The organism is Sphingomonas corticis, from assembly GCF_012035195.1.
Lineage (GTDB): Bacteria > Pseudomonadota > Alphaproteobacteria > Sphingomonadales > Sphingomonadaceae > Sphingomonas > Sphingomonas corticis.
This window is the reverse complement of the sequence record NZ_JAAVJH010000002.1, coordinates 380,135-403,008: the sequence shown is the minus strand read 5'-3', so window position 1 is coordinate 403,008 and position 22,874 is coordinate 380,135. Positions and strand designations below refer to the sequence as shown.

At 70.8% G+C, this 22,874-nt stretch carries 21 protein-coding genes and 1 tRNA gene; 12 read left to right on the top strand and 10 right to left on the bottom strand.

Annotated elements, in window-relative coordinates; genetic code table 11:
- Both HBH26_RS04660 and HBH26_RS04655 read right to left on the bottom strand, forming a co-directional pair.
- Nucleotides 1-1,236, bottom strand: a complete 1,236-nt coding sequence (locus HBH26_RS04660; RefSeq protein WP_239024553.1) for a M48 family metallopeptidase — start codon at nt 1,234-1,236, stop codon at nt 1-3.
- Between the two features lie 74 nt (nt 1,237-1,310).
- A complete protein-coding gene (locus HBH26_RS04655) occupies nt 1,311-2,978 on the bottom strand; it encodes a M28 family peptidase (RefSeq protein ID WP_168133408.1) in 1,668 nt (555 codons plus the stop codon).
- A gap of 77 nt (nt 2,979-3,055) precedes the next feature.
- Here HBH26_RS04655 and pepN point away from each other — a divergent pair, with 77 nt between their 5' ends.
- Nucleotides 3,056-5,662 (top strand): aminopeptidase N, encoded by a 2,607-nt coding sequence (gene pepN / locus HBH26_RS04650; RefSeq protein ID WP_168133407.1) that lies wholly within the window; start codon nt 3,056-3,058, stop codon nt 5,660-5,662.
- A 278-nt stretch (nt 5,663-5,940) separates the two neighbouring features.
- On the opposite strand, the gene ppc is transcribed toward pepN, so the two are convergent.
- From ppc to HBH26_RS04635, 3 genes are all read right to left on the bottom strand, one after another.
- Nucleotides 5,941-8,613, bottom strand: a complete 2,673-nt coding sequence (ppc, locus tag HBH26_RS04645; protein ID WP_168133406.1) for a phosphoenolpyruvate carboxylase — start codon at nt 8,611-8,613, stop codon at nt 5,941-5,943.
- Between the two features lie 175 nt (nt 8,614-8,788).
- Nucleotides 8,789-9,199, bottom strand: a complete 411-nt coding sequence (locus tag HBH26_RS04640) for an EF-hand domain-containing protein (protein WP_168133405.1) — start codon at nt 9,197-9,199, stop codon at nt 8,789-8,791.
- A 41-nt stretch (nt 9,200-9,240) separates the two neighbouring features.
- Entirely contained in the window at nt 9,241-9,807 is a 567-nt protein-coding gene (locus HBH26_RS04635) for an HNH endonuclease (RefSeq protein WP_168133404.1), read from the bottom strand.
- 154 nt (nt 9,808-9,961) lie between these two features.
- Between HBH26_RS04635 and HBH26_RS04630 the strand changes: the two genes are divergently transcribed.
- Entirely contained in the window at nt 9,962-11,761 is a 1,800-nt protein-coding gene (locus HBH26_RS04630; RefSeq protein WP_168133403.1) for an aminopeptidase P family protein, read from the top strand.
- 48 nt (nt 11,762-11,809) lie between these two features.
- Here HBH26_RS04630 and HBH26_RS04625 read toward each other — a convergent pair whose 3' ends face one another.
- Nucleotides 11,810-11,965 carry a hypothetical protein gene (locus HBH26_RS04625; protein ID WP_168133402.1) on the bottom strand — a complete coding sequence of 52 codons (156 nt, stop codon included), beginning with the start codon at nt 11,963-11,965 and terminating at the stop codon, nt 11,810-11,812.
- A gap of 83 nt (nt 11,966-12,048) precedes the next feature.
- Here HBH26_RS04625 and HBH26_RS04620 point away from each other — a divergent pair.
- The 3 genes from HBH26_RS04620 to HBH26_RS04610 all read left to right on the top strand — a co-directional run bounded on the left by HBH26_RS04620 (nt 12,049) and on the right by HBH26_RS04610 (nt 13,324).
- Nucleotides 12,049-12,123 (top strand) — tRNA-Thr (locus HBH26_RS04620).
- A 133-nt stretch (nt 12,124-12,256) separates the two neighbouring features.
- Entirely contained in the window at nt 12,257-12,460 is a 204-nt protein-coding gene (locus tag HBH26_RS04615; RefSeq protein WP_168133401.1) for a hypothetical protein, read from the top strand.
- A gap of 3 nt (nt 12,461-12,463) precedes the next feature.
- Nucleotides 12,464-13,324, top strand: coding sequence for a type 1 glutamine amidotransferase (locus HBH26_RS04610; protein ID WP_168133400.1), 861 nt, complete (start codon nt 12,464-12,466; stop codon nt 13,322-13,324).
- Here HBH26_RS04610 and HBH26_RS04605 read toward each other — a convergent pair whose 3' ends face one another.
- Together HBH26_RS04605 and HBH26_RS04600 are read right to left on the bottom strand one after the other, a co-directional pair.
- Nucleotides 13,325-13,717 (bottom strand): hypothetical protein, encoded by a 393-nt coding sequence (locus tag HBH26_RS04605; protein ID WP_168133399.1) that lies wholly within the window; start codon nt 13,715-13,717, stop codon nt 13,325-13,327.
- A 91-nt stretch (nt 13,718-13,808) separates the two neighbouring features.
- Nucleotides 13,809-14,399: a J domain-containing protein gene (locus tag HBH26_RS04600; RefSeq protein ID WP_239024552.1), complete on the bottom strand. Its 591-nt coding sequence runs from the start codon at nt 14,397-14,399 to the stop codon at nt 13,809-13,811.
- 43 nt (nt 14,400-14,442) lie between these two features.
- On the opposite strand from HBH26_RS04600, the gene HBH26_RS04595 reads away from it, so the two are divergent.
- Genes HBH26_RS04595 through HBH26_RS04580 form a run of 4 tightly spaced genes read left to right on the top strand, consistent with a single transcriptional unit; the run spans nt 14,443 to nt 16,760 of the window.
- The gene (locus HBH26_RS04595; protein WP_168133397.1) at nt 14,443-14,727 is read left to right on the top strand and encodes a BolA family protein; all 285 of its coding nucleotides are present in this window, start codon (nt 14,443-14,445) and stop codon (nt 14,725-14,727) included.
- Nucleotides 14,724-15,431 (top strand): glutathione S-transferase family protein, encoded by a 708-nt coding sequence (locus tag HBH26_RS04590; protein WP_168133396.1) that lies wholly within the window; start codon nt 14,724-14,726, stop codon nt 15,429-15,431. Before HBH26_RS04595 ends, HBH26_RS04590 begins: the two co-directional genes overlap by 4 nt.
- A 1-nt stretch (nt 15,432) precedes the next feature.
- Entirely contained in the window at nt 15,433-15,861 is a 429-nt protein-coding gene (locus HBH26_RS04585; protein WP_239024551.1) for an NUDIX hydrolase, read from the top strand.
- Nucleotides 15,858-16,760 (top strand): pirin family protein, encoded by a 903-nt coding sequence (locus HBH26_RS04580; protein WP_168133394.1) that lies wholly within the window; start codon nt 15,858-15,860, stop codon nt 16,758-16,760. Before HBH26_RS04585 ends, HBH26_RS04580 begins: the two co-directional genes overlap by 4 nt.
- Before the next feature lie 194 nt (nt 16,761-16,954).
- Here the strand turns inward: HBH26_RS04580 and HBH26_RS04575 are convergent, their stop codons facing one another.
- The gene (locus HBH26_RS04575) at nt 16,955-18,280 is read right to left on the bottom strand and encodes a polysaccharide pyruvyl transferase family protein (protein WP_168133393.1); all 1,326 of its coding nucleotides are present in this window, start codon (nt 18,278-18,280) and stop codon (nt 16,955-16,957) included.
- A gap of 108 nt (nt 18,281-18,388) precedes the next feature.
- Here HBH26_RS04575 and HBH26_RS04570 point away from each other — a divergent pair, with 108 nt between their 5' ends.
- The 3 genes from HBH26_RS04570 to HBH26_RS04560 all read left to right on the top strand — a co-directional run bounded on the left by HBH26_RS04570 (nt 18,389) and on the right by HBH26_RS04560 (nt 21,803).
- Nucleotides 18,389-20,035, top strand: coding sequence for an O-antigen ligase family protein (locus HBH26_RS04570; protein ID WP_168133392.1), 1,647 nt, complete (start codon nt 18,389-18,391; stop codon nt 20,033-20,035).
- A 74-nt stretch (nt 20,036-20,109) separates the two neighbouring features.
- Nucleotides 20,110-21,042 carry a serine O-acetyltransferase EpsC gene (epsC, locus tag HBH26_RS04565; protein ID WP_168133391.1) on the top strand — a complete coding sequence of 311 codons (933 nt, stop codon included), beginning with the start codon at nt 20,110-20,112 and terminating at the stop codon, nt 21,040-21,042.
- A complete protein-coding gene (locus HBH26_RS04560; RefSeq protein ID WP_338057238.1) occupies nt 21,039-21,803 on the top strand; it encodes a gamma-glutamyl-gamma-aminobutyrate hydrolase family protein in 765 nt (254 codons plus the stop codon). Before epsC ends, HBH26_RS04560 begins: the two co-directional genes overlap by 4 nt.
- On the opposite strand, the gene HBH26_RS04555 is transcribed toward HBH26_RS04560, so the two are convergent.
- Nucleotides 21,773-22,855, bottom strand: coding sequence for a DUF2332 domain-containing protein (locus tag HBH26_RS04555; protein ID WP_168133390.1), 1,083 nt, complete (start codon nt 22,853-22,855; stop codon nt 21,773-21,775). The genes HBH26_RS04560 and HBH26_RS04555 overlap by 31 nt on opposite strands.
- Between the last annotated feature and the right edge of the window lie 19 nt (nt 22,856-22,874).

The following is a 22,874-nucleotide window of genomic DNA, read 5'->3' as shown; positions in this document are numbered from 1 at the left end:
CTAGTCGAACTTGAGCGCCGGCCGCTCGACCTGCGCGTTCGGCACGTGATCCTTCTTCCACTGCATCGACATGCGCACGCGCGTCGCGCCCGAGGGATGGTCGAAGAACAGCGCCTCCTCCACCGGCCCCGGCTCGATCTTGCGATATTCGCTGAGCCGCATCGCCGCCTTGGCGAAGCCGTCCGGCGCGCGTGCGGCGTCGAGACCGAAGGCGTCGGCCTGGCTCTCGTTATGACGCACGATCGTGTTCATCACGGGGGTGAGCGGCACCATCGCCACGGAGACGAACGCCAGGAACAGCGGCGCCGACGCGGGATCGGCGACATCGCGCACGCCCCAGCGCGGATGGCGCGCGATCAGGCCGGGGACGATGCGGCTGGCGAGGAAGAAGAGCAGCAGCAGGATCGCGCCCAACCCAAGCACCAGGTTGCGGACGTGGTTCAGCACGTAATGCCCCATCTCGTGCCCCATCACCGCCAGCACCTCGTCCGGCCCGGTGCGGTTCAGGAGGTTGTCGTTCAGCGTGATGCGGATCGTCGGCCCGATGCCGGAGACGTTGGCGGAGATGCGCTTCGTCTGGCGCGACGCGTCGGAGACGTAGATGTGGTCGGCCGGAATACGGTTCTCGCGTGCGACGGCGACGATGCGGTCGCGCAGCGGGCCGGCTGGCATCTCGCTGTAGGTGTTGAACAGCGGCGCGACGAAGACGGGAGCGATCGCGACGGCAAGGAAGAGGAAGGCGATCGTCACCGCGGCGCCGATCGCCCACCAGCCACGGCGGAAGCGGCGGATCACCGCGAAAATGACGATGAAGAACAGGAAGTTGCCGATCAGCCCGATCACCAGCGCCTTTAGCTGGTCGACCCCCCAGGCGGCGAAGGTCTGGCTCATCAGCCCGTATTGCGCCTCCCGCACGAAATCCTCGTAGATCGTCCATGGCAGGAAGATCAGCGCGGTGGCGAGCGTGAAGGGGAGCGCGTAGAGCCCCGGCTGGAGCCAGCGCCGCCGCGTCACCCGCGCCGCCCAGGCGGACAGGCGCGCCGACCCGCCGGTGACGAGGAGCAGGCCGTAGCCCAGCACGGCGACGACCGCGTTCCACAGGATCAGCCAATAGCCGCCCTCGAAATAGGCGTCGGACCTCGCCCGCGCCGGCCCTTGCAGGAGGTCCAGATAGGCGCGCGTGGCGGTTTCCACGTCGAAGCCCTGCGCCGCCGCTGCGGCCATCGTCGCGATCATCCCGTCCCCCTTCGTCCCATCCGTGGATCAGAGAGGAAGCGACGCGGGGGATCAAGCCGTCCCCGCTCCGTTCGTCACTTCGCCATCGGCCCCTTGTAGAGCGTGCCGAACCAATCGCCCCTGTTCCACACCGGCCGCTGGTCCGCGTCGGCGATCTCGCGCGCGATGCGGTAGTTCACGTCGACGAAGCGGACGCCCTGGTCCCACAGGATCGGCTGCGTCAGGTCGTCGCACGGCTTGTGGTAGCACGTCTTGAGAAAGCCCTGGAACGCCGCCGCGCCCGCGCCCTTCTGCCCCGGCCACAGGAAGACCGAGGGGATGCCGCGCTCGACGAAGCGGTAATGGTCGGAGCGGACGAAGAACGCCTCCTCGGGATTGCCGTCGGGCGTCAGGCCGACACCCGCGCTGTTCACCGCGCGGCGCACGATCGGGCCGAGCGTGGAGCGTTCCGCGCCGAAGACGGTCATGTCCTCGAACCGGTAAAGCAGCACCGGCATGTCGAGGTTCACGTCGGCGACGATCGTATCCAGCGGCACCGTCGGATGCTGCGCGAAATAGTCCGCGCCGATCAGCCCCTTCTCCTCCGCGGTGACGGCCAGGAACATGACGGTGCGACGCGGCGGCTTTCCCGCAGCGGCGAATCGCTTCGCCTCCTCGATCAGGCTGGCGATGCCGATCGCGTTATCGAGCGCGCCGTTGTTGATGCGGTCGCCCTCGCCGTCCCCTTCCTTGGCAGGCGACACGCCGATATGGTCGAGGTGCGCGGAGAGGACGACCACCTCCTTGCCGACCTGCGGATCCGCGCCGGGGATGACGCCGACGACGTTGCTGCTGGTCGCGGGCGCGAAGGCGGTCTTCGTCGCCACCGCCAGCCGCCCGGCGGCGACGACGGGGCGGAAGCGCGGCTTCCCGCGCTCGCCCGCGGCGGCGATGGCGGCCCAGGCCGGGCCGAACAGCTTCGCCGCGCCCTCCTTCGACAGCATCGCCACCATCGGCACGCCGCGTGCGGCGGGGCCACCGCCGGCGCCGTCCGGCGTCGCCCAGGTCATCGCCGGGCGGTCCCAGCGCGTGACCGAGGCGGCGAAGCCCGGCGCGCGCCCGGAGGCGAGGTCGGCGATGCCGATCGCCCCCACCGCGCCGCGGCGCTGCGCCTCGCGCAGGCGCGCGTCGCGGGTGAAGCTCGCCTCGATCTCGCCGTCGCCCAGGCCGGGCGAGGCGCCGACGAAGGCGACGATCTTCCCCTTCACGTCGACGCCCTTGTAGTCGTCGTGGCCCAGCTTGGGCGCGGAGACGCCGTGGCCGACGAAGACGACGGGCGCGTCGAGCGTGGTGGCCGCGGCGCGCGCGTTGGCGAGCGGCAGGTAATCCTTGCCGAAGACCAGCGGCGTCGCGGCGCCCCTCGCCGGCGTCCACGTCAGGCTGCCCTCGCCCGCGGCGCGATAGGTGACGAGCGGCACCTTCTGCAGATAGCCGCCCGCGTCGCCCGCCGGGCGCAGCCCCGCGGCGGAGAATTGCGCGGCGACGTAGGCGGCGGCGACGTCATAGTCCGCGGTGCCCGCCTCCCGCCCCTTCAGCGCGTCCGACGCGAGGAACAGCACGTGCGCGCGCATCGCCGCCTGATCGGCGGGGAGCGGGGCGATCGGGCCGGCCTTGGGTGCCGGAGCGGGAGCGGGAGCGGCGGTCTGCGCCAGCGCGGCGGCGGGGAGCGTCAGGGCGGCGAGGAGGCGGAAGGCGTGGATCATGGCGCGACCGGTAGCAGCGCGCACGGGTCGCGCAAGCGACGGGTGGAACCTGCGCGCGCGCCACGTATATCACCGTCATGCTCGACGCCCTCTCCGCGCCCGCCCTCCCCCCCGTTCTGCGTCGCGAGGATTATCGCGCGCCCGAATGGACCGTGCCGGAGACCGACCTCGACTTCGCGCTCGATCCCTCCGCCACGCGGGTGCGCGCGCGGCTGTCGGTGCGGCGCAGCGGGGCGCACGACGCACCGCTGCGGCTGGACGGCGCGGGACAGGTGCCGCTGGCGGTGAGCGTCGACGGCGTCGCGATCAACGACTGGCGGCTGGAAGGCGAGACGCTGGTGATCCCGCTGTCCGGCGACGCGCACGTGGTCGAGACCGAGGTGGAGATCGCGCCGGACCGCAACACGCAGCTGATGGGCCTGTACGCCTCGGGCGGGAACCTGTGCACGCAGTGCGAGGCGGAAGGCTTCCGCCGCATCACCTATTTTCCCGATCGGCCCGACGTCCTGTCCACCTATCGCGTGCGGATGACCGCGGATGCCGCGCGCTTTCCGGTGCTGCTGGCCAACGGCGATCCGGTGGCGCGGGGCGAGAACGGCGACGGCACGCACTGGGCGGAGTGGCACGATCCCTTTCCCAAGCCGTCCTACCTGTTCGCGCTGGTGGCGGGGAAGCTGGCGGTGAACCGGTCGAGCTTCACCACGCGGTCGGGGCGTGAGGTGGAGCTGGGCATCTACGTCCGCGCTGCCGACCTGCCGCGCACCGAGCACGCCATGCACGCGCTGAAGCTGTCCATGGCGTGGGACGAGCGGGTCTACGGCCGCGAATACGACCTGGACGTGTTCAACATCGTCGCCGTGGACGACTTCAACTTCGGCGCGATGGAGAACAAGGGGCTGAACATCTTCAACAGCCGCTACATCCTGGCCGATCCCGACACCGCCACCGACTACGACTATGACGCGATCGCCGCGGTGGTGGCGCACGAATATTTCCACAATTGGTCGGGCAACCGCGTCACCTGCCGCGACTGGTTCCAGCTGAGCCTCAAGGAAGGGTTCACCGTCTATCGCGACCAGGGGTTCAGCGCGGACCAGGGTTCGGCCGCGGTGAAGCGGATCGAGGACGTGCGGGGCCTGCGCGCGGCGCAGTTCCCGGAGGATGCCGGGCCGCTCGCCCATCCGATCAGGCCGGAAAGCTATATCGAGATCAGCAACTTCTACACCGCGACCATCTACAACAAGGGCGCCGAGGTCATCCGCATGATGGCCACGATCCTGGGACCGGAGGCGTTCCGCGCCGGCAGCGACCTGTATTTCGACCGGTTCGACGGCACGGCGGCGACGTGCGAGGATTTCGTCGCCTGCATGGAGGAGGCGAGCGGCGCGGACCTGACGCAGTTCCGCCGCTGGTACAGCCAGGCGGGCACGCCGCGCGTCTCCGCCTCGCTGGAACATCACGCGGGCAGCGGGCGCGCGACGCTGAACCTGGGACAGAAGGTGCCCGACACGCCGGGGCAGACGGGCAAGGCACCGCAGGTGCTGCCGCTGAAGGTGCGGCTGTTCGGCAGCGAGACCGGGCGTCCCCTGAGCGAGGAGCAGCTGGTGCTGCTGAGCGAGCCGAGCATGAGCGTGACGTTCGAGACGGTGACGGAGCGGCCGGTCGTGTCGCTGAACCGCGGCTTCTCCGCCCCCGTCGTGATCGAGAGCGACCGCACCGCCGCCGACCTCGCCTTCCTGGCGCGGACCGACGACGATCCCTTCGCCCGCTACGAGGCGATGCAGCAGCTGATGCTGGACACGCTGATCGCCGCCACCGTCGAAGGGCGCGCCGATCACGACGCGGTGGTCGCCGCGGTCGCCGACACGCTGGACGGGGCGACGAGCGGCGAGCTGGATGCGGCATTCGTCGCCGAGGCGGTGCTGCTGCCGTCGGAGGCGTTCGTCGGCGACCAGCTGGCGCTGGTCGATCCCGACGCGGTGTTCCGCGCGCGCGAGGGGCTGCGCCGCGATCTCGGCCGCCGGCTGGAGGCGCGCTGGCGGCAGGCGTACGACACCGGGGCGGGCGAGCCCTATTCCTACACGCCCGAGGCGAAGGGCGCGCGGCGGCTGCGCAACGTGGCGCTCGGCTATCTCGCCGCCTCCGGCGCCGCCGACGCCGCGCAGGTGGCGTGGCGGCAGTTCGAGCGCGCGGACAACATGACCGACCGGCAGGGCGCGCTGACCACGCTGGTCAACGGCGTGTCCGACGAGCGCGAGGCGGCGCTGGACGTGTTCTACAACCGCTACGCCGACAACGGGCTGGTGCTCGACAAATGGTTCCAGACGCAGGCGCTGTCGTCGCGCGACGACACCGCGGCGCTGGTCGCGGCGCTGGCGCAGCACCCCGACTTCACGCTGGCCAATCCCAACCGGGCGCGTGCGCTGGTCGGCGCGTTCGGCGTCAACCAGCGTGCCTTCCACACCGAAGGAGGCGCGGGCTATCGCTGGCTGGCCGACCAGCTGCTGGCGCTGGACGCGCTCAATCCGCAGACCGCGGCGAAGCTGCTGCCCCCGCTCGGCCGCTGGCGCCGCTTCGCGCCCCCGCGCGCCGCGCTGATGCGCGCCGAGCTGGAGCGCATCGCCGGCACGCCGGGCATCTCGAAGGACCTGTTCGAGCAGGTGTCGAAGAGCCTGGAGGGTTAGAGGGGTAGAGCGAAAGGCCAAAGCTCCGCTCGCCCTGAGTAGAGGCTGAGCGAAGCCGAAGCCTCGTCTCGAAGGGCACGCGTCAACGGTGCTTCGAGACGGCATTTCGTCTTCGCTCAATGCCTTCTCAGCACGAAGCGTGAGTCCGGCCAGTACGATGCCAACCTACCCAAAATGAGAAAGGTCGAATGCGGACGCATCCGGCCCGCGCTATGGCGAGGGTCGGGTGCGACCGGGGGAAAGCATCGGGCGGCGGTTTCGGGGGGAACGCCGCCCGATCAGCCCGAGTTGCGCAGCGCGGTGGCGATGGCGTTGATCGACAGCAGGATGCCCTGCCGCACGCGCCCATCGTCCTCGCCGGCGCGGTGGCGCTTCATCAGCTCGATCTGCAGCAGGTTCAGCGGCTCGATATAGGGCAGCCGCAGCCGGATCGAGGCGTCGAGCGCCTGGTGCTTCTCGAGCAGGTGCGACTGGCCGGTGACGTCGAGCAGGCCGTCGTGCGTCGCCTGCCAGCCGTCGCGGATGCGGCCGAACACCGTGTCGCGCAAGGCCGTGTCCTGCACCAGCCCGGCGTAGCGGCGCGCGATGCCCATGTCGGACTTCGCCAGCACCATCTCCATGTTGGCCAGCGTGGCGGAGAAGAGCGGCCAGCCCTGTGCCATGTCGCGCAGCAGCGCCTTGTCCTCGAACGCGGCCAGCGCCTGCCCCACGCCGTACCAGCCGGGCAGCATCACCCGCGCCTGGGCCCAGCTGAACACCCAGGGGATGGCGCGCAGATCCTCGATCGCGTCGGATTTCTTGCGGCTGGCGGGGCGGCTGCCGATCTTCAGCCCGGCGATCTCCGCGATCGGCGTCATCTCGCGAAAGAAGGTGCGGAAGCCGTCCGTCTCGTAGACCAGCCCGCGATAGGCGCGGAAGGCGTCGGCGGAGAGGCGATCCATCGCGGCGGCGAATTGCGCATTGTCGCCGTTCGACAGATGCGCGGGCTCCAGCGTGGCCAGCAACGTGGCCGACGCCATCGCCTCGAGATTGGTCACCGCGCTCTCGCGCGTGCCGTACTTGCCCGCGATGACCTCGCCCTGCTCGGTGATGCGGATGCGGCCCTGCACGGTGCCGGGCGGCTGCGCGCGGATCGCGGCGAAGGCGGAGCCGCCGCCGCGCCCCACCGCGCCGCCGCGGCCGTGGAACAGCTGCATCCCGACGCCGACCGCGTCGAACACCGGCTTCAGCGCGGTCGACGCCTTGGACAATTGCCACGTGGACGTCAGGTAGCCGCCGTCCTTGTTGCTGTCCGAATAGCCGATCATCACTTCCTGATGGCCGCGCGCGCGGGCGATCGCGCGCACCTCGGGAATGGCGAACCATTCGGTCATGATCGCGGGGGCGGCCTCCAGATCCTCGATCGTCTCGAACAGCGGCACCGCCATGATCGCCGCCGATGGGTCGTCGCCGGGCCGGTAGAGGCCGACCTCCTTGAGCAGCAGGTGGACCTCCAGCAGGTCGCTGACCGACTTGCACATGCTGACGATATACTGGCGGATGCAGGCCGGGCCGTAGGTGGCGTGCGCGTCGGCGGCGGCCTGCACGATCGCCAGCTCGCCCCGCGTCTCTTCCGAATAATCGGCGAAGCGGCTGGTCAGCGGGCGCGGGGTGGCGAGTTCCTGCCGCAGCAGCATGACGCGCGCGTCCTCGTCCAGCGCGGCGTAATCGTCGACGACGCCCGCGACGCGCAGCATCTCCGCCACCACGCCCTCGTGGATCGCGCTGTTCTGCCTGAGGTCGAGCGTGGCGAGGTGGAAGCCGAAGACTTCCACGGCACGGATCAGCCGGCCGACCGCACCGCCGGAGCCAAGCAGCCCCTCCCCCTCGCGCGACAGCCCGCGCGCGATCGAGACGAGGTCGGCGCGCAGCGCGGCGGGATCGGCGTACGGCTCCCCCTTCAGCGCGCCGGGGCGCGGGGCGGGCTGCCCCGTGAGCGCGGCATAGGTGGCGGCGGTGCGGGCGTAGATGCCCGACAGCGCGCGACGATAGGGCTCGTCGCTGCGGCTCTCCGCCGCGTCGCCGCTCGCCCCGGCCAGCGCGACCACCGCGTCGTCGACATGAGCGTGATCGGCGGAGATCGACAGTTCCGCGCCCATCGCGTGCAGCTGATCGAGATAGAAGCCGAGCGCGGCCTGCGCCGCCTTCGCCAGCGCGGCCTTCAGCGAATCGGCGGTGACGAAGGGGTTGCCGTCGCGATCCCCGCCGATCCAGCTGCCCGGCCGCAGGAAGGCCGGCGTGCGCTGGCCGAGCGCGCGGTCCCAGCGCTGGTAGAGCGCGGGGATGACGGGCAGGAAGACGTCGCGCAGGTAGGAAAGCGCGGTCTCCACCTCGTCCACGACGTACAGTCGCTCGCGCCGCAGCACCCGCGTCTGCCACAGCAGCGCGACCTGGCGCACGATCGCCTCGTCGACCAGGTCGCCCTCCGGCGTCGTCTCCGCGCCGCGGTCGCGCATCGCCATCAGCTGCGCGATGCGGTTGCGGTGGTCGATCATCGACTTGCGCCGCACCTCCGTCGGGTGCGCGGTGAGTACGGGGGCGATCAGCGCGTGGTCGAGCAGCGCCAGCACGTCCGCGCGCGCGACGCCCGCCTGCTCCAGCCGGGCGAGCGCGGCGGCGAGGTCGGCCCCCTCCTCCGCGGCGATGCCCTGGCGATCCTCGGCGAGGTTGGCCAGCATGGAGAACAGCATGAAGCCGCGGACGAAATCGAGCGTCTCGTCGAGGTCCATCTGCCCCAGCTCGGCATCGGTGGATGCCGTGCCGTTGCCGCGGTGCCGCTCCACGGAGGCGGAACGGATCGCCTCCGTCCGCTCGTACAATCGCTCCCCGCCATAGGCGCGGATGACGTCGCCCAGCACGCGGCCGAGATAGCGGACGTCGGGATTGTTGGTGATCGAAGGGAGGCTGGCCATGCGCGTCATGCTGCGCTGCGGCAGGGGGCGAGGTCAACCGTCTCCTCCCCGGCACGGGGAGGGGGACCGCTCGCAAAGCGAGTGGTGGAGGGGAAGGGCCACGAAGCGCACGCCCGTGGATGTCCCCCTCCACCAGCCTGCGGCTGGTCCCCCTCCCCGTGCCGGGGAGGTTATTTCACTTCGCCGCGCCCGCCGCGTTCGTCGCCGGCTCCTCCGCGGGCGTCGGCAAGTCCATCTCGCGCTGGGCGCGCGCCTTCTCGCGCTCGGCGCTGGTGACGGTGCCGTCGCGGTTCTCGTCCTGATGGTCGAAGCGGGCGAGCATCCACTTGCTCCACTCCTCGTTCGAGATGCCGCCGTCGCCGTTGGCGTCGATCTCGGCGAAGCGCGGTGCCAGGCGCGGGCTCAGCTCGCTCGCCACCAGCTTGTCGTCGTCGTTGCGGTCCAGCCGGCGGAAGCGGCGCTCCACCACGCCGCCATAGTCGAGCCGCGACATGACGAAGGGCGGCGTGAAGTTCTGCACCGCGGCGTTCGTCTCCGCCTTCTCCTCGGCAGACGGGCCGCAGCCGGCGACAAGCAACACGGCCACGACCAGGGCCCCCTTCGACTTCGACACGCGCGCGCTCCCCTTCAGGCTTCCAGCTCAACGTCCCAGTAGAGCCAATCGTGCCACGTGTCGTGAAGGTAGTTGGGCGGAAAGCGCCGGCCGTGTTCCTGCAATTGCCAGCTCGTCGGGCGGATCGGCTCGAGATACAGCGGCATGTGCGCCTGCCGCGGGGTGCGCCCGCCCTTCTTCAGGTTGCACGGCGCGCAGGCCGTGACGACGTTCTCCCACGTGGTGCGCCCGCCCTGCGCGCGCGGCACGACGTGATCGAAGGTCAGGTCGCGCGCGACGCCGCAATATTGGCACGCGAACCGGTCGCGCAGGAACAGGTTGAACCGGGTGAAGGCGGGAAACTGCGACGGCTTCACGAACTGCTTCAGCGCGATCACCGACGGCAGCTTGATCGCGTGGTTGGGGCTGCGCACCTCGCGCTCGTAGTGGGCGACCACGTCGACGCGGTCGAGGAACACCGCCTTCACCGCGGTCTGCCACGGCCAGATGCTGAGCGGATAATAGCTGAGCGGCGTGTAGTCGGCGTTCAGCACCAGCGTCGGACAACTCTCCGGATGCCGGATGAGGTCGGGATGGAACACAGATGCTCCCCTGCTCGCCGTTCTGCGCCTCCCCCTGCGGGGCGGGCGTGACGCCATGATGACAGAGCGCGAATCGCGGGGTCAAGCCTTTGCGGCACGGGCGGGCTTCTGGCAGGAGGACGCCCGCGCCACCCGAGTTACGAAAGCCAACGCCATGTCGACCCACTCCGCCCGCCTGGCCGCCCTGCGCGCGCAGCTGACCCGCGACCGGCTGGACGGCTTCGTCGTGCCGCTGACCGACGAGCATATGAGCGAATATGTCGGCGCCTACGCGCAGCGGCTCGCCTGGCTGACGGGGTTCCAGGGTTCGGCCGGCACCGCCGTGGTGCTGCGCGAGGAGGCCGCCATCTTCACCGACGGGCGCTACACCATCCAGGTGCGCGAGCAGGTGGCGGCGGACGAGTGGCACTATGTCGGCGTGCCGGAGACCAGCGTCGCCGACTGGCTGGCGGCGCACGCCGCGCCGGGCGCGCGCATCGGCTACGACCCGTGGCTGCACACCCGCGGCTGGGTGGACGAGACCGCCCGCGTGCTGGCGGCGGTGGGCGCCGAACTGGTGGGGGTGGACGCGAACCCCGTCGACGCGGTGTGGACCGACCGCCCCCTCCCCTCCGACGCGCCGCTGTCGGTGCAGCCGGATGCGCTGGCGGGGCGCGGCAGCGCGGCCAAGCGCGCCGACGTCGCCGACTGGCTGGTGCAGGCGGGCGCGGACGCGCTGATCGTCCCCGCGCTGGATTCGATCGCCTGGCTGCTGAACGTGCGCGGCACCGACGTGGAGCGCACGCCCGTCGCGCTGTCCTATGCCGTGGTCCACGCGGACGGCACCGCGGAGCTGTTCGTCGCGCCGGGCAAGGTCGACGACACAGTGGCGCAGCACTTGGGCAATGCCGTGCGCGTGCGCGACCGGGCCGCGTTCGCCGCGGCGCTGGGCGGCTTCGCCGGCAAGCGGGTGGCGATCGATCCGTCGCTGGCGGTCTCCGCCATCTTCGATCGGGTGGAGGCGGGGGGCGGCACCACGCTCCCGCTGCGCGACCCCACCCTCCTCGCCAAGGCAGTGAAGAATGCGGGCGAGATCGCCGGCCATCGCGCCGCCTCGCTGCGCGACGGGGCGGCGCTGACCCGCTTCCTGCGCTGGATCGCGGCCGAGGCGCCGGCGGGCGGGCAGACCGAGCTGTCCGCCGCGGCCAGGCTGGAGGCGTTCCGGCGCGAGACGGGCGCGCTGAAGGACCTGTCGTTCGACGCCATCTCCGCCACCGGGCCGCACGGCGCGATCCCGCACTATCGCGTCGACGAGGCGTCGAACCTGCCGATCGAGCGCGGGCAGCTGTTCCTGATCGATTCGGGCGGGCAATATGCCGACGGCACGACCGACGTGACCCGCGTGGTGCCGGTGGGCGAACCGACCGCGGAGATGCGCGACCGCTTCACCCGGGTGCTGAAGGGACATATCGCCATCGCCACCGCCGTCTTCCCGCACGGCACCACCGGGCAGCAGATCGACGCGCTGGCGCGGCTGCCCCTGTGGCAGGCGGGACTCGACTTCGCGCACGGCACCGGCCACGGCGTGGGCGCCTACCTGTCGGTGCACGAGGGGCCTGCGCGGATCGCCAAGCCGGGCTATCCCGGCGGCGGCCCGCAGGAGCCGCTGCGCGCGGGCATGATCCTGTCCAACGAGCCGGGCTATTACAAGGCCGGCGAGTACGGCATCCGGATCGAGAACCTGCTGCTCGTCGAGGAGCGCGAGATCGCCGGCGGCGAGGCGCCGATGCTGGCGTTCGAGACGCTGACGCTGGCGCCGATCGAGCGAGACCTGATCGATCCGGCGCTGCTGACCGATGACGAATTGACGTGGATCGACGCCTATCACCGACGCGTGGCCGACGCGCTCCGCCCGCTGTTGCCGGGGGAGGATGCCGCGTGGCTCGACGCGAAATGCGCGCCGCTGACGCGCTGACATCGGGCGCTAGGACGACGTCGCCCGCAGCGCGGACTCGCCCGGCGCCTACTCCGCCTGCGGTTCGCCCTGCCCGCCGTCGGGCAGGGATCGATCCGCCGTCGCGCCGGGCGGCTCCGCCGCCGCGCGCGACTGGGCCTTGCGCCGCTTCAGGTTCTCGCGCAGCTCTCGCGCCAGCCGCTCCGCCCGGTCGTCCCTGCTCATGCCCCGCGCGCTAGACCGCCGCGACGACCTTGACAATCGCCGCCCGCTCGTCTCTTAGCGCGCTTCCGTCCGAACGGGCGAGTGCTGCCGTAGCTCAGTGGTAGAGCGCATCCTTGGTAAGGCTGAGGTCGTGAGTTCAATCCTCACCGGCAGCACCATTCTTTCCTGACATCCGCTCGACGCGTCCATGCAGGCCGCGCCTCCGCCGCCCGCTTGATCTGCGTCACCACGTTTCGCCGGCGTCGGATCGGCGCGCCGCGCGTTTAAGCCGCTTCCGACAGGAGAAGGCTGATGTCGATCGATCGAGCCGGTGCGCAGGCTACCGCCCGCGAGCTGCACCGCGAGGAGGAACGGGAGAAGGCGATCGCCCGCGCGCTGCCGCCCGGGCCGGAACAGGACGCGCACTGGATGCGGGGCGAGCGCCTGTCGGACGAGGCGTGGTCGCTGGAGGAGCGCTACGACCTCGAGATCACGCCCAGCGGCCTCTGGCACTAGGCCTTGCCCCGTTACCTGGTCGCGCAGAGCGAACGACCCGAGGAACGCGAGCGGCGCCGGCGGCGCGCCGGCAAGAGCTCGGGCGAGACCTATGCCGCGACGCTGTCGCAATTGTGCCCCGGCGCGTCGGTCGACATCGTCTCCCCGGCGGATGCGAGCGCCGGTCCGTTCGCGGCGGCGGACCTGATCCGCTACGACGCCATCCTGCTGACCGGATCGCCGATGCACGTCTACGACGATGCGCCCGACGTGCGGCGGCAGCTGGCGTTCATGCGCGCGGTGTTCGCGTCCGGCGTGCCCTCGTTCGGATCGTGCGCCGGGCTGCAGGTCGCGACCGCCGCGGCGGGCGGGCGGGTGCGCAAGATGCCCGAGCGGCTGGAAGCGGGCGTCGCGCGGCGCATCGCGGCGACCGACGCGGGACGGGCGCATCCGCTGCTGGAAGGCCGCCCGGCCGCGTGGGACGCGCCGGCGATCCACGGCGACGAGGTGGAGGAGCTGCCCGCCGGTGCGACGCTGCTGGCGAGCAACGGCGTCACGCGGGTGCAGGCCGCGGAGATTTGCCACGACCGCGGGGTGTTCTGGGGAGTGCAATATCATCCCGAGCTGTCGATTGAGGAAGTGGCGCTCGCCCTGCGCGACTCTGCCGGCGATCTGGTCGAGGCCGAGCTCGCCGGGTCGGAGTGCGAGGTCCAGGCCCACGTGGACGACCTGCTCGCGCTGCACGCGCATCCCGACGATCGCGCGGTGCGATGGCGGCTGGGCGTGGACGGGGAGTTCGCCGAGGAACGCCGGCGCCGGTGCGAGCTGACCAACTTCCTGCGCCACGCCCCCGCGCTGCGCAACGCCGCGCCCGTGGCAGCGTAGCTAGCGCGCGACGGCGGGAGCGTCGGCCAGGCGGCGGAGGTGGTCGACCACCTGATACGCCGCGAACGGCGCGACGAGCGTGTCGTGCGGACCACGCTCGATCGGGCCGGCGCGCACTTCCTTCTGCAACAGGAGAACGGGCGCGCGCAGGCTCTGGACCGCGCCGTTCAGCCGACCGCCGTCGGCGTCGAACAGCGACGTGCTCGCCACCACGGCGAACGGCGGATGGCGCATCCGCGCGGCCAGCCCCTCCGCCTCCTCGATCGTCCGCGCGGGGCCGACGATCTGCCCCCCGGCCCCCGCGATCCCGTCGCGGACATAGCCGGCGAGGAACGTATCCTCCTCGATCAGCAGGACGAGCTTGCCGGCGAGCGGGAGTGAAGCATCTTCCATGCTATTGATATAACACGAAAATATCAGCCCGGCGCTGATCTGCGGCAGGGTCGTACCTTTTTCGTCTGCGCGCGGGACGGTACCCGCCGCCTCACGCGAAGGCCGGCGCCTGGCGCAATTGCTGATAGGCGGCGATTACCGCGGAGAGCCGCGCCTCGTGCGAGCGGTCGCCGCCGTTGCGATCGGGATGGTAGCGGCGGACGAGCTCGGAATAGCGGCGGCGCAGCGCGGCGCGGTCCGCGTCGGGCGCGAGGCCCAGCACGTCGAGATTGCGGCGATCCTCGCCAGACAGCGGCTTGCCGTCGCTCCGCTCGGGCGCGGCGGCTCGGCGGAAGCGCGCGGCGATGGCGTCCAGCGGGTCCGCGAAATCGGCCCAGCGTGGCCCGGCGTCACCGGCACCCGCGCGGGCGAAGGCACGCGTCTCGCGCTCCCAGCCCGCGATCGGGCTCTGCGCGCGGCGGATCTCCTCCGCGGTCATGCCGTCGAAGTAATTGTAGCCCGCGTTGAAGGCGCGGACGTGCTCGAGGCAGAACCAGCGGAACGCGGGCGGCCCTTCGCCGCCGGGCCCTTCCAGCGGCGGTGCGCGGAACTCGCCCGCCTCCGCGCAACCGGGGTGGTCGCAGGCCCGGCCACTCCCTTCGACCCGGCCGTGGAATCGCGTGTTCGCGCGCCGATCGGACAAGACTCTCGCTACCTTCCCGAAAAAGCGGCCTATATGTGCACCCATGCCCGATCCCGCCACCGCCCCCCTGCAAGATGTGATCGCCGCGCGCCTGACCGACGCGCTGGCGCCGACGCACCTCCTCGTCACCAACGACAGCGCGCAGCATCGCGGCCATGCCGGGGACGACGGCACGGGCGAGAGCCACTTCAGCGTCGTCGTCGAGAGCGCGGCGTTCGCCGGGCTGTCGCGGGTGGCGCGGCAGCGGCTGGTCAACCGGGCGCTGGCGGACCTGCTGGAAACGCGCATCCACGCGCTGGCGATCGTGGCGCGCGAGCCGGGGGCGTGAGCTACCGCCTGTTCTACTGGCCGCAGATTCAGGGCCGCGGCGAGTTCGTGCGGCTGGCGCTGGAGGCGGCGGGGATCGACTATGACGACGTCGCGCGGCGGACGGGCGCCGAGGGACTGATGAGCGACATGGCGGCCCGGCGCGGCCGCGCGCCGTTCGCGCCACCCTATCTGGATGCCGACGGGCTGGTGATCGCGCAGGTCGCCGATATCCTGCTGTATCTCGGCGACCGGCACGGGCTCGCGCCGTCGAACATCGCCGACCGCTACTGGATCCACCAGGTCCAGCTGACCATCGCCGACCTTGTCGCCGAGGTGCACGACGTGCACCACCCGGTCGACCTTAGCGCCTATTACGAGGAGCAGAAGGACGAGGCGGCGCGGCGAGCCGGCGTGTTCCGCGCGGCGCGGCTGCCCAAGTTCCTCGACTGGCTGGAGGGCGCGGCGGAGGCGAACGCGGGGGAGTGGCTGATCGATCATCGCTGGACCTACGCCGACACGTCGCTGTTCCAGGTGATCGAGGGGCTGCGCTACATGTTCCCGCGGCGCATGGCGACGCTGGCGCCGCGCTATCCGGCGCTGGCGCGGGTGCATGGCCTGGTCGCGGCGCTGCCGGGCGTGCGCGCCTATCTGTCGAGCGAGCGGCGTATTCCCTTCAACACACAGGGCATCTTTCGTCACTATGCCGAACTCGACGCCGAATAGGATGCCGCGCCCCGCGGCGCGCATCCTGCTGGTCGACGCGCAGCGGCGCGTGCTGCTGTTCCGCTTCGCGCCCGACGATCGCCCGCCCTTGTGGTGCACGCCCGGCGGCGCGGTGGATCCCGGCGAGAGCTACGAGGCGGCGGCGCGGCGCGAGCTGCACGAGGAGACCGGGCTGGACGTGGACTGCGGCGCGCAGGTGGCGCAGCGGACGGTGGACTTCCTGACGTTCGAGCGCGTCGAGGTGACCGCGGACGAGCGCTGGTTCCGCGTCGACGTGGACGCGCACGAGGTCGCCGCCGCCGCACCTACCGAGCAGGAAGTGCGGCTCGGCATGCAGGGCCGCTGGTTCGCGCGCGAGGAGATCGCCCGCTGGCCCGAGACGATCTATCCCGCCGACCTGATCGAGATGCTGGAGGAGACCGACCGATGACGCGCGACGACCTGATCCTCCAGACGCTGGAGCCGGCGACCCACGACCTGGGCGGGTTCAAGGTGTACCGCACGCTGCCGCATCGCGAGCGGACGATGGTGGGGCCGTTCCTGTTCTTCGACCAGATGGGTCCCGCGCACCTGCCGCCCGGCGACGGCGTGGATGTGCGCCCGCACCCGCACATCGGGCTGTCGACGGTCACCTGGCTGTTCGAGGGCGCGTTCCAGCACAAGGACTCGCTCGGCACCGACCAGCGGATCGAGCCGGGAGCGGTGAACCTGATGACCGCGGGCACGGGGATCGTCCACTCGGAGCGATCGCCCGCGGACGTGCGGCCCGGCGGACCGAGCCTGGCCGGGATACAGACGTGGCTGGCGCTGCCCGACGGCAGGGAGGAGGTGGCGCCCGCGTTCCAGCACGTCGCCGCGCCGGACATGCCGGTCGTGGAGGGCGGCGGCGCGCGCGCGACGGTGGTGATGGGAAGCCTGTGGAAGCAGACCTCGCCGGTGAAGGCGTGGGCCGATACGATCTACGCCGACATCGCGCTGGAGGCGGGCGGCAGCGTGCCGCTGGACGACAGCACCGACGAGCGCGCGGTCTATCTGGCGCTGGGCGAGGCGACGCTGGACGGGCTGACGCTGGAGCCGCAGCGGCTGTACGTGCTGCGCCCTGGCGTGGCCGCCACGCTGCGCTCCGCACGCGGCGGGCGCGTGATGCTGGCGGGCGGCGCTGCCTTCGCGACGCCGCGGCACGTGTGGTGGAATTTCGTCCATTCGTCGCGCGAGGCGATCAGAGAGGCGCGACGCGCGTGGAAGGGGGGCGAGTTCGCGACCGTGCCGGGCGATGCGGCGGAACGCATCCCGCTGCCCGAGGTGCCCAAGACGGTCAGCTATCCGTGACGCCCCGCCGTCCCGCTCGGCGATCCTTCGGAACGGGTCGCACGGAGGGTCCGCCTACTTGCGTCCCGCCAGCATATCCCAGAGGATCGGCGGCGTGATCTGCTTCGCGAGGACCTTGGGCGACCACCGCTGCTTCTCGCCGGGGCGCAGCGCGGAACTCACCAGCGAATGCAGGTCGACGACCTACGCCGCTACTATGCCGAACCTGGGGGCAGCATGTCGCGAGACGACATCGTCGATGAGCGGTAGAGGTTCGCCAGGATCTCCTTGTAGACGGCGAGACGCTGCCGTACCTGCGCCATCCCCTTGGCCTCCTGAGCAGCGAGGGCGTGCCTTCGGTCCAGGGCGTCGAGAGAGAAGGTAATCGCCTGCTCGTCGGTCATCCCTGTGACAGGGATCATCGCATCGTATCCGAGCATACCGAACAGCCCGCTGAACTTCCGGCTGTACGCCACCGGCAACACCGGCGTGCCCGCTGAAAATGCGCCGATGCACGCATGCATCCGGCCAGCAACGAGGAAATCGAGCGAGGAAATGTAGCTTTTCGCTGCGCATGGATGGGAAAAGTCGGGTACACGGATCGTCTCCGGATAGTCCCCCGACAGCAGGTCGGCACGCCGACCGTCGTCGTCTTCCGGCATCCGCCGGCTGCAGCAGTGCGTGATGAGGTGCACCTCGGCTCCCCGCGCGAGCAGCGTCTCGATCAAGCGGCGTGTATAGACAGCGTAGTCGATCGAGAGACCAAATCGGTTGCTGCCTGTTTCCGCCTCGTGGAAAAGCAACCCGGATACGTTGACGCCGACACGCAGCCGATCGCCGCCGCGTTCCGCGGCGCGGCTCTCATAGGGCAGCTCGAACGCCACGTCCGCGGCCAACGACAGCGGTGCACGCGGGGCGAGTTGCGTCGCGACCTCGAAGGACTGCGAATCACGCGCCACTGTCGCACGTGTCCTATTCATGATGTAAGCGGCGATCCACCGGCTCCGCGGCTTTTCGAAGGGTCCGATCGTCATCGGCGATAGTATAAGCGGAACCCGGCGCGCGATAACGAGCAATTTCGTCGCGCAGATAAAGAAGAAACGCTTCCGATGGTAGATGTCAGTGAAGCTGTCACCCCCGCTGATGTCAAGAACGGCATCGCATCTCGCAAATTCTCTCCACAGACCCGAAGGTGAAAACAGAGAACGAGCATCGATTCCTATCGATCGAATACTCCCGCCACTGATATCCGGCGTCTCGCCGTCTCTCATCCCTATCGAGACGAACTCGATGTCTATCCCTTCTTTCGCCGCGACCTCGGATGCGATGCTCATGTTTGCGATCGTCAACGCGGCGACACCAAGATTACCAGATGACAGCGAGTGAAAGAGGAGCCCGATCCGTAGTTTCTTTCTTGGCATAACACCTGATCCGTATCGCTGGGCCCCGCACTGATTGGCAAGGGAGGTCGAGAGCATATTAGTTCGCCGATTGCGGCCGAGTGCCAGCGGGTTGACGTTATGTCCACCTTCGAAGGTCATCCTGACTGTCCTGTCGATTCTGACCACGAAGACGGGCTCAGCGGTCAGCTTTCGCTTGGCAGCAAGTTGATCTAGGGCGGCGGTATGGCGGTCGGGATGCACGGATTGATGAGCCTCTTTCGCCAGCGCACGAGGGAGCGCGCCCTTGTTCCCCCCGTGCTCGCCACCTATGCCCGCCCGAACTGGATCCAGCGCCATCGCATGCTGTGCCTGGCAGTCCTGCTCGGCTTCGCCTTTGTCTACTCGGCCGCTTTCACGCTGATCGGCCGCTTTATGCCGATGCCTTTCATGACCCCGCTGGCCCTTATGCTGGGTCTGGTGGTGTGGATGCTGCCGGAGAACGATCGCCCGCCGACCCGCGCGCTGGAGCGGCTGACCTTCGCCTATATCGTCGCACTGCTGTGCTGGCCCGACTATCTCGCCGTCGCGCTGCCGGGGCTGCCGTGGATCACGCTGCTGCGGCTGACGGGCTTCCCGCTGGTCATCACCCTGCTGCTGTGCGTGTCCGTGTCGCCGACGTTCCGCGCCGAGATGAAGGACCGGCTGTCGGCGGTGCCGGCCATTTGGAAGTGCGTGCTGGCGGTCACCATCATCGCGCTGTTCTCGATCGCCTTGTCGGAGGACGTGTCCGCATCCGCCAGCCGTTTCGTCGTCATGCTGGTCAACTGGACCGGCGCCTTCTTCGTCGGCGTCTACGTCCTGTCGCTGCCGCGCCGCATCGAGTGGCTGGGCTACCTGCTGTGGGGGATCGCGATCTATGTGACGGCGGTCGGCTTCCAGGAATGGCGGTTCAGCCATGTGCCCTGGGCCGGGCACATCCCCTCGTTCCTGGCGGTCCAGGACGAATCGGTGATGCGCATCCTGGCCGGATCCGCGCGCGCCGCGACGGGCATCTATCGCGTGCAGAGCAAGTTCACGACCAGTATCGGCCTCGCCGAATTCCTCTCGCTGGCGCTGCCCTTCATCCTGCACGTGATGGTCAGGACGCAGCGCACCGGCGTGCGGCTGGCCGCGCTCGCTTCGATTCCGCCGATCATCTGGGTCCTCGTCAAGACCGATTCGCGGATCGGCATGGTCGGGCTGTTCCTGTCGCTGCTGTTCTACGCGCTGGCGTGGGGCGCGATGCGCTGGCGCTTCGACAAGGGCAGCCTGTTCGGCCCCGCGGTGACGCTGGCCTATCCGGCGATCTTCACCGGCTTCATCATCGCCACCTTCTTCGTCGGACGGTTGCGCAACAGCGTGTGGGGGACGGGCGCGACCGCGGCCAGCACGCAGTCGCGGCGGATGATGTACGAGATGGGCATCCCCATGGTGCTGAAGAACCCGCAGGGTCACGGCCTGGGTATGGGCGGACGCACGCTGGGCTTCGTCAATCCCGCCGGCACCATGACGATCGACACCTACTATCTCGCCGTCGCGCTGGAGCTCGGGCTGCTCGGCTTCTTCCTCTACTTCGGCATGTTCCTCGTCGCGATCTTCCAGGGAGCCAAGACGGTGTGGCGCGCGCCGACGGGGGATGCGCTCTATCTGGTCCCGGTCACGATCGCGCTGACCAACTTCTTCGTCATCAAGTCGGTCTTCAGCCAGCTGGAGAACCATCCGCTCGCCTTCATGCTGCTCGGCGCATCGGTCGGGCTGATCTGGCGCGCGCGCAGGGAGGAGGCGGCGCGGCCGGCCGGGCCCGACGCCGCGACGTCGCCGGCCACCGCGCCGCGGCCGGCGCCCGCACTGCCGGGGCGCGCGCTGCCGGCGTGATCGACGGGGTTGAACTCCCACCAACTTAGTGGGTATTCCTGCGCCGTCCGTTTCGCAGCGTCGGGAACACCATCGTGTCCGCTTTCCTTCCCCCGTCCGTCGTCGAGGGTCTGCGCGCGGCGCGGCGGTCGGCGCGGCTGGCGCGCGGCGCGGGAGGACAGATCGACGTGCCGCCGCGCTTTCCGCGGCGCGAGCGGCTGGCCGCGGCGGTGGCGGGAATAGCCGCCGCCCTCTACCCCCGGCGGATCGGCGGGATCGCGGGCGGGGAGGCGGCGGAGGACGCCTTCGTCGCCGCCCGGCTGGACGCCGCGCTGACCGCGCTGCACGAGGAGGTGGCGCGCGAGCTGCACTATTGGTCGGTGGAGGCGAGCGCGCCGTTCGACGACGACCAGGCCGCCACCATCGTCCGCCTGTTCGCCGCCACCCTGCCCGACGTGCGGCGGCTGATCGACAGCGATATCGACGCCGCGTTCCTGGGCGACCCGGCGGCGCGCAGCGTGGACGAGATCCTCACCTGCTATCCCGGTGCCGTCGCCAGCCTGCACCACCGGCTGGCGCACGAACTGCACGCGCTGGGCGCGGTGCTGACCGCGCGGATCGTCAGCGAGATCGCGAACGAGCGCACCGGGATCGACATCCATCCCGGCGCCACGATCGGCGCGCATTTCTTCATCGACCACGGCACCGGCGTGGTCATCGGCGAGACCGCGATCGTGGGCGAGCGGGTGCGCCTCTACCAGCACGTGACGCTGGGCGCGCGCAGCCCGCTGGGCAGCGCGCACCCCGGCGTCACGGAGCGGCACGCGCGCCACCCGATCGTGGGCGACGACGTGGTGATCTATGCCGGGGCGACGATCCTGGGCCGCGTCACCATCGGCGACGGCGCGACGATCGGCGGCAACGTGTGGCTGCTGTCCGACGTGCCCGCGGGCGCGGTCATCGTCCAGCCGGAGGCGCGCGCGCTGCCCGCCGCGGCGGCGCGCGAGCTTCGCGAGGTGCTGAAGTGAGCGCGCGCCGCCCCGTCGTCGGGGTGCTGTGCTGCAACGAGGTGGCGGCGCGCCCGGTGCAGGTGGTCGCCAGCCGCTTCGTCGCGCCGCTCGACCGGCTGGCCGAGGCGACCGTGGTGCTGGTGCCCGCGCTGGCGGAGGCGAGCGACGTGGCGGGCCTGTCGCAGCTGCTCGACGGCCTGCTGCTGACGGGATCGCGCTCGCACGTCTCGCCCGAGCGCTACGGCGGGGCGGAGGCCGTGGCGGAGGACCAGCGCGACCGCGACCGCGACGAGGTGGCGCTGCGGCTGTCGGCGGCGATGATCGAGGCGGGGCGGCCGGTGTTCGGCATCTGCCGCGGCTTCCAGGAGCTGAACGTGCTGTTCGGCGGCACGCTGTCCGCCGACTGCGCGGGCGCACACCACCGCGGCGAGCACTGGCCGTTCGACGAGCAGTTCGACCATCGCCACGACATCGAGCTTCACCCCGGCGGCCGGCTGGCGCGGATGAGCGGGCATCGCCGCGCCACGGTCAACTCGGTGCACGAGCAGGGCGTCGACCGGCTCGGCACCGGGCTGGCGGTCGAGGCGGTGGCGAGCGACGACGGGCTGGTCGAGGCGTTCTCCGCCGAACCGTGCGGCGGCACGGTGATGGCGGTGCAATGGCATCCCGAGTGGGACGTCGCGGCCTGCGCGCCGAGCCGCGCGTTCTTCGCAATGATGCACGCCGCGCTGCGCGGTCAGACGGGCAGTCAGCCGGCGGGGGCGGCGCGCATCACGTAGTCGCGCGTCTCGTAGGGAGGCGCGAGCCCTTCCACCCAGGCGCCGTGGGCGTGGGTGAGCGCGACCAGCTCCATCGCCTCGCCGACCGGCCAGCGGCGCACCCGCACCTCGTGGCGGTGGAGGTCGCGGTTGGGCTCCATCATCACCCAGGCGAGCGGGCGATCCGCGGAGGCGCGCGCGCCCGCCGCGTCCATCGCCTTGCGAATCCGCTCCTGCGTGACCGGCGGCAGATACTGCCACACCACCGAGTGCATCAGCACGCGCGCGACACCCGCCGGTTGCGGTTCGGCGAGCCGCGCCTCCACCCAGTCGGCCGCGTCGCCGCGATCCAGCGCCACCGGATCGGCGCGCACCATCGCGATGGCGGTGTCGAGCCGCGCCTGCCGCTCGGTCGCGTCGATCCACACATAGCCCGCCAGCCGCTCCGCCTGCGCCGGATCACGCACGTCGACCGGCGCGACGTCGACGCCGCGCGCCGAGGCGACGCGGACCTGCGCGGAGGGCGGCGGCGGGCCGCGCCATTCGGGGCGGATCAGGAGCGGCGAATCGCGCGGGCCGGTCTCTACCCCGCCCAGGTCGAAGCGCATCCGGCCGATCAGCAGGTTGAGCCCGGCGCTGGAACCGATCTCCAGCACCTCGACCGGCAGGCGATCCGCGGCGACGACGTGCAGCAGGCCGGTCATCAGCCCCGCCGATCGCGCCGCCTCGTTGGTCTGCGGCGGACCGTCCAGCCACGGCAGCAGCGCCGCGTCGTGGCGGACGAGGACGGCGTCCAGCGCTGCCGGCTCGACCGGTCCGCCGGCGAACATCGCCGACAATGCCGGGTCCTGCCCTGAACGATGCAGCGCGTGGAGGCCGCCGATCAGCCGCAGCACCAGCGCGTCCGCCACCGGCTCCCCGGGCCACTCGAGCACGCGGCGGCCGGTCGCGCTGGCGCAGGTCGTGCCGCTGCCCAACGCGCGCGCGATCCGCGCGGTGACGGGGGCGGCCATCGCGTCGCAATAGCCCGCCTGGATCTCGAATGCCGCGCGATTGGTCGCCTCGTCAGCCATGTCGCCCTCCCTCCCTCCT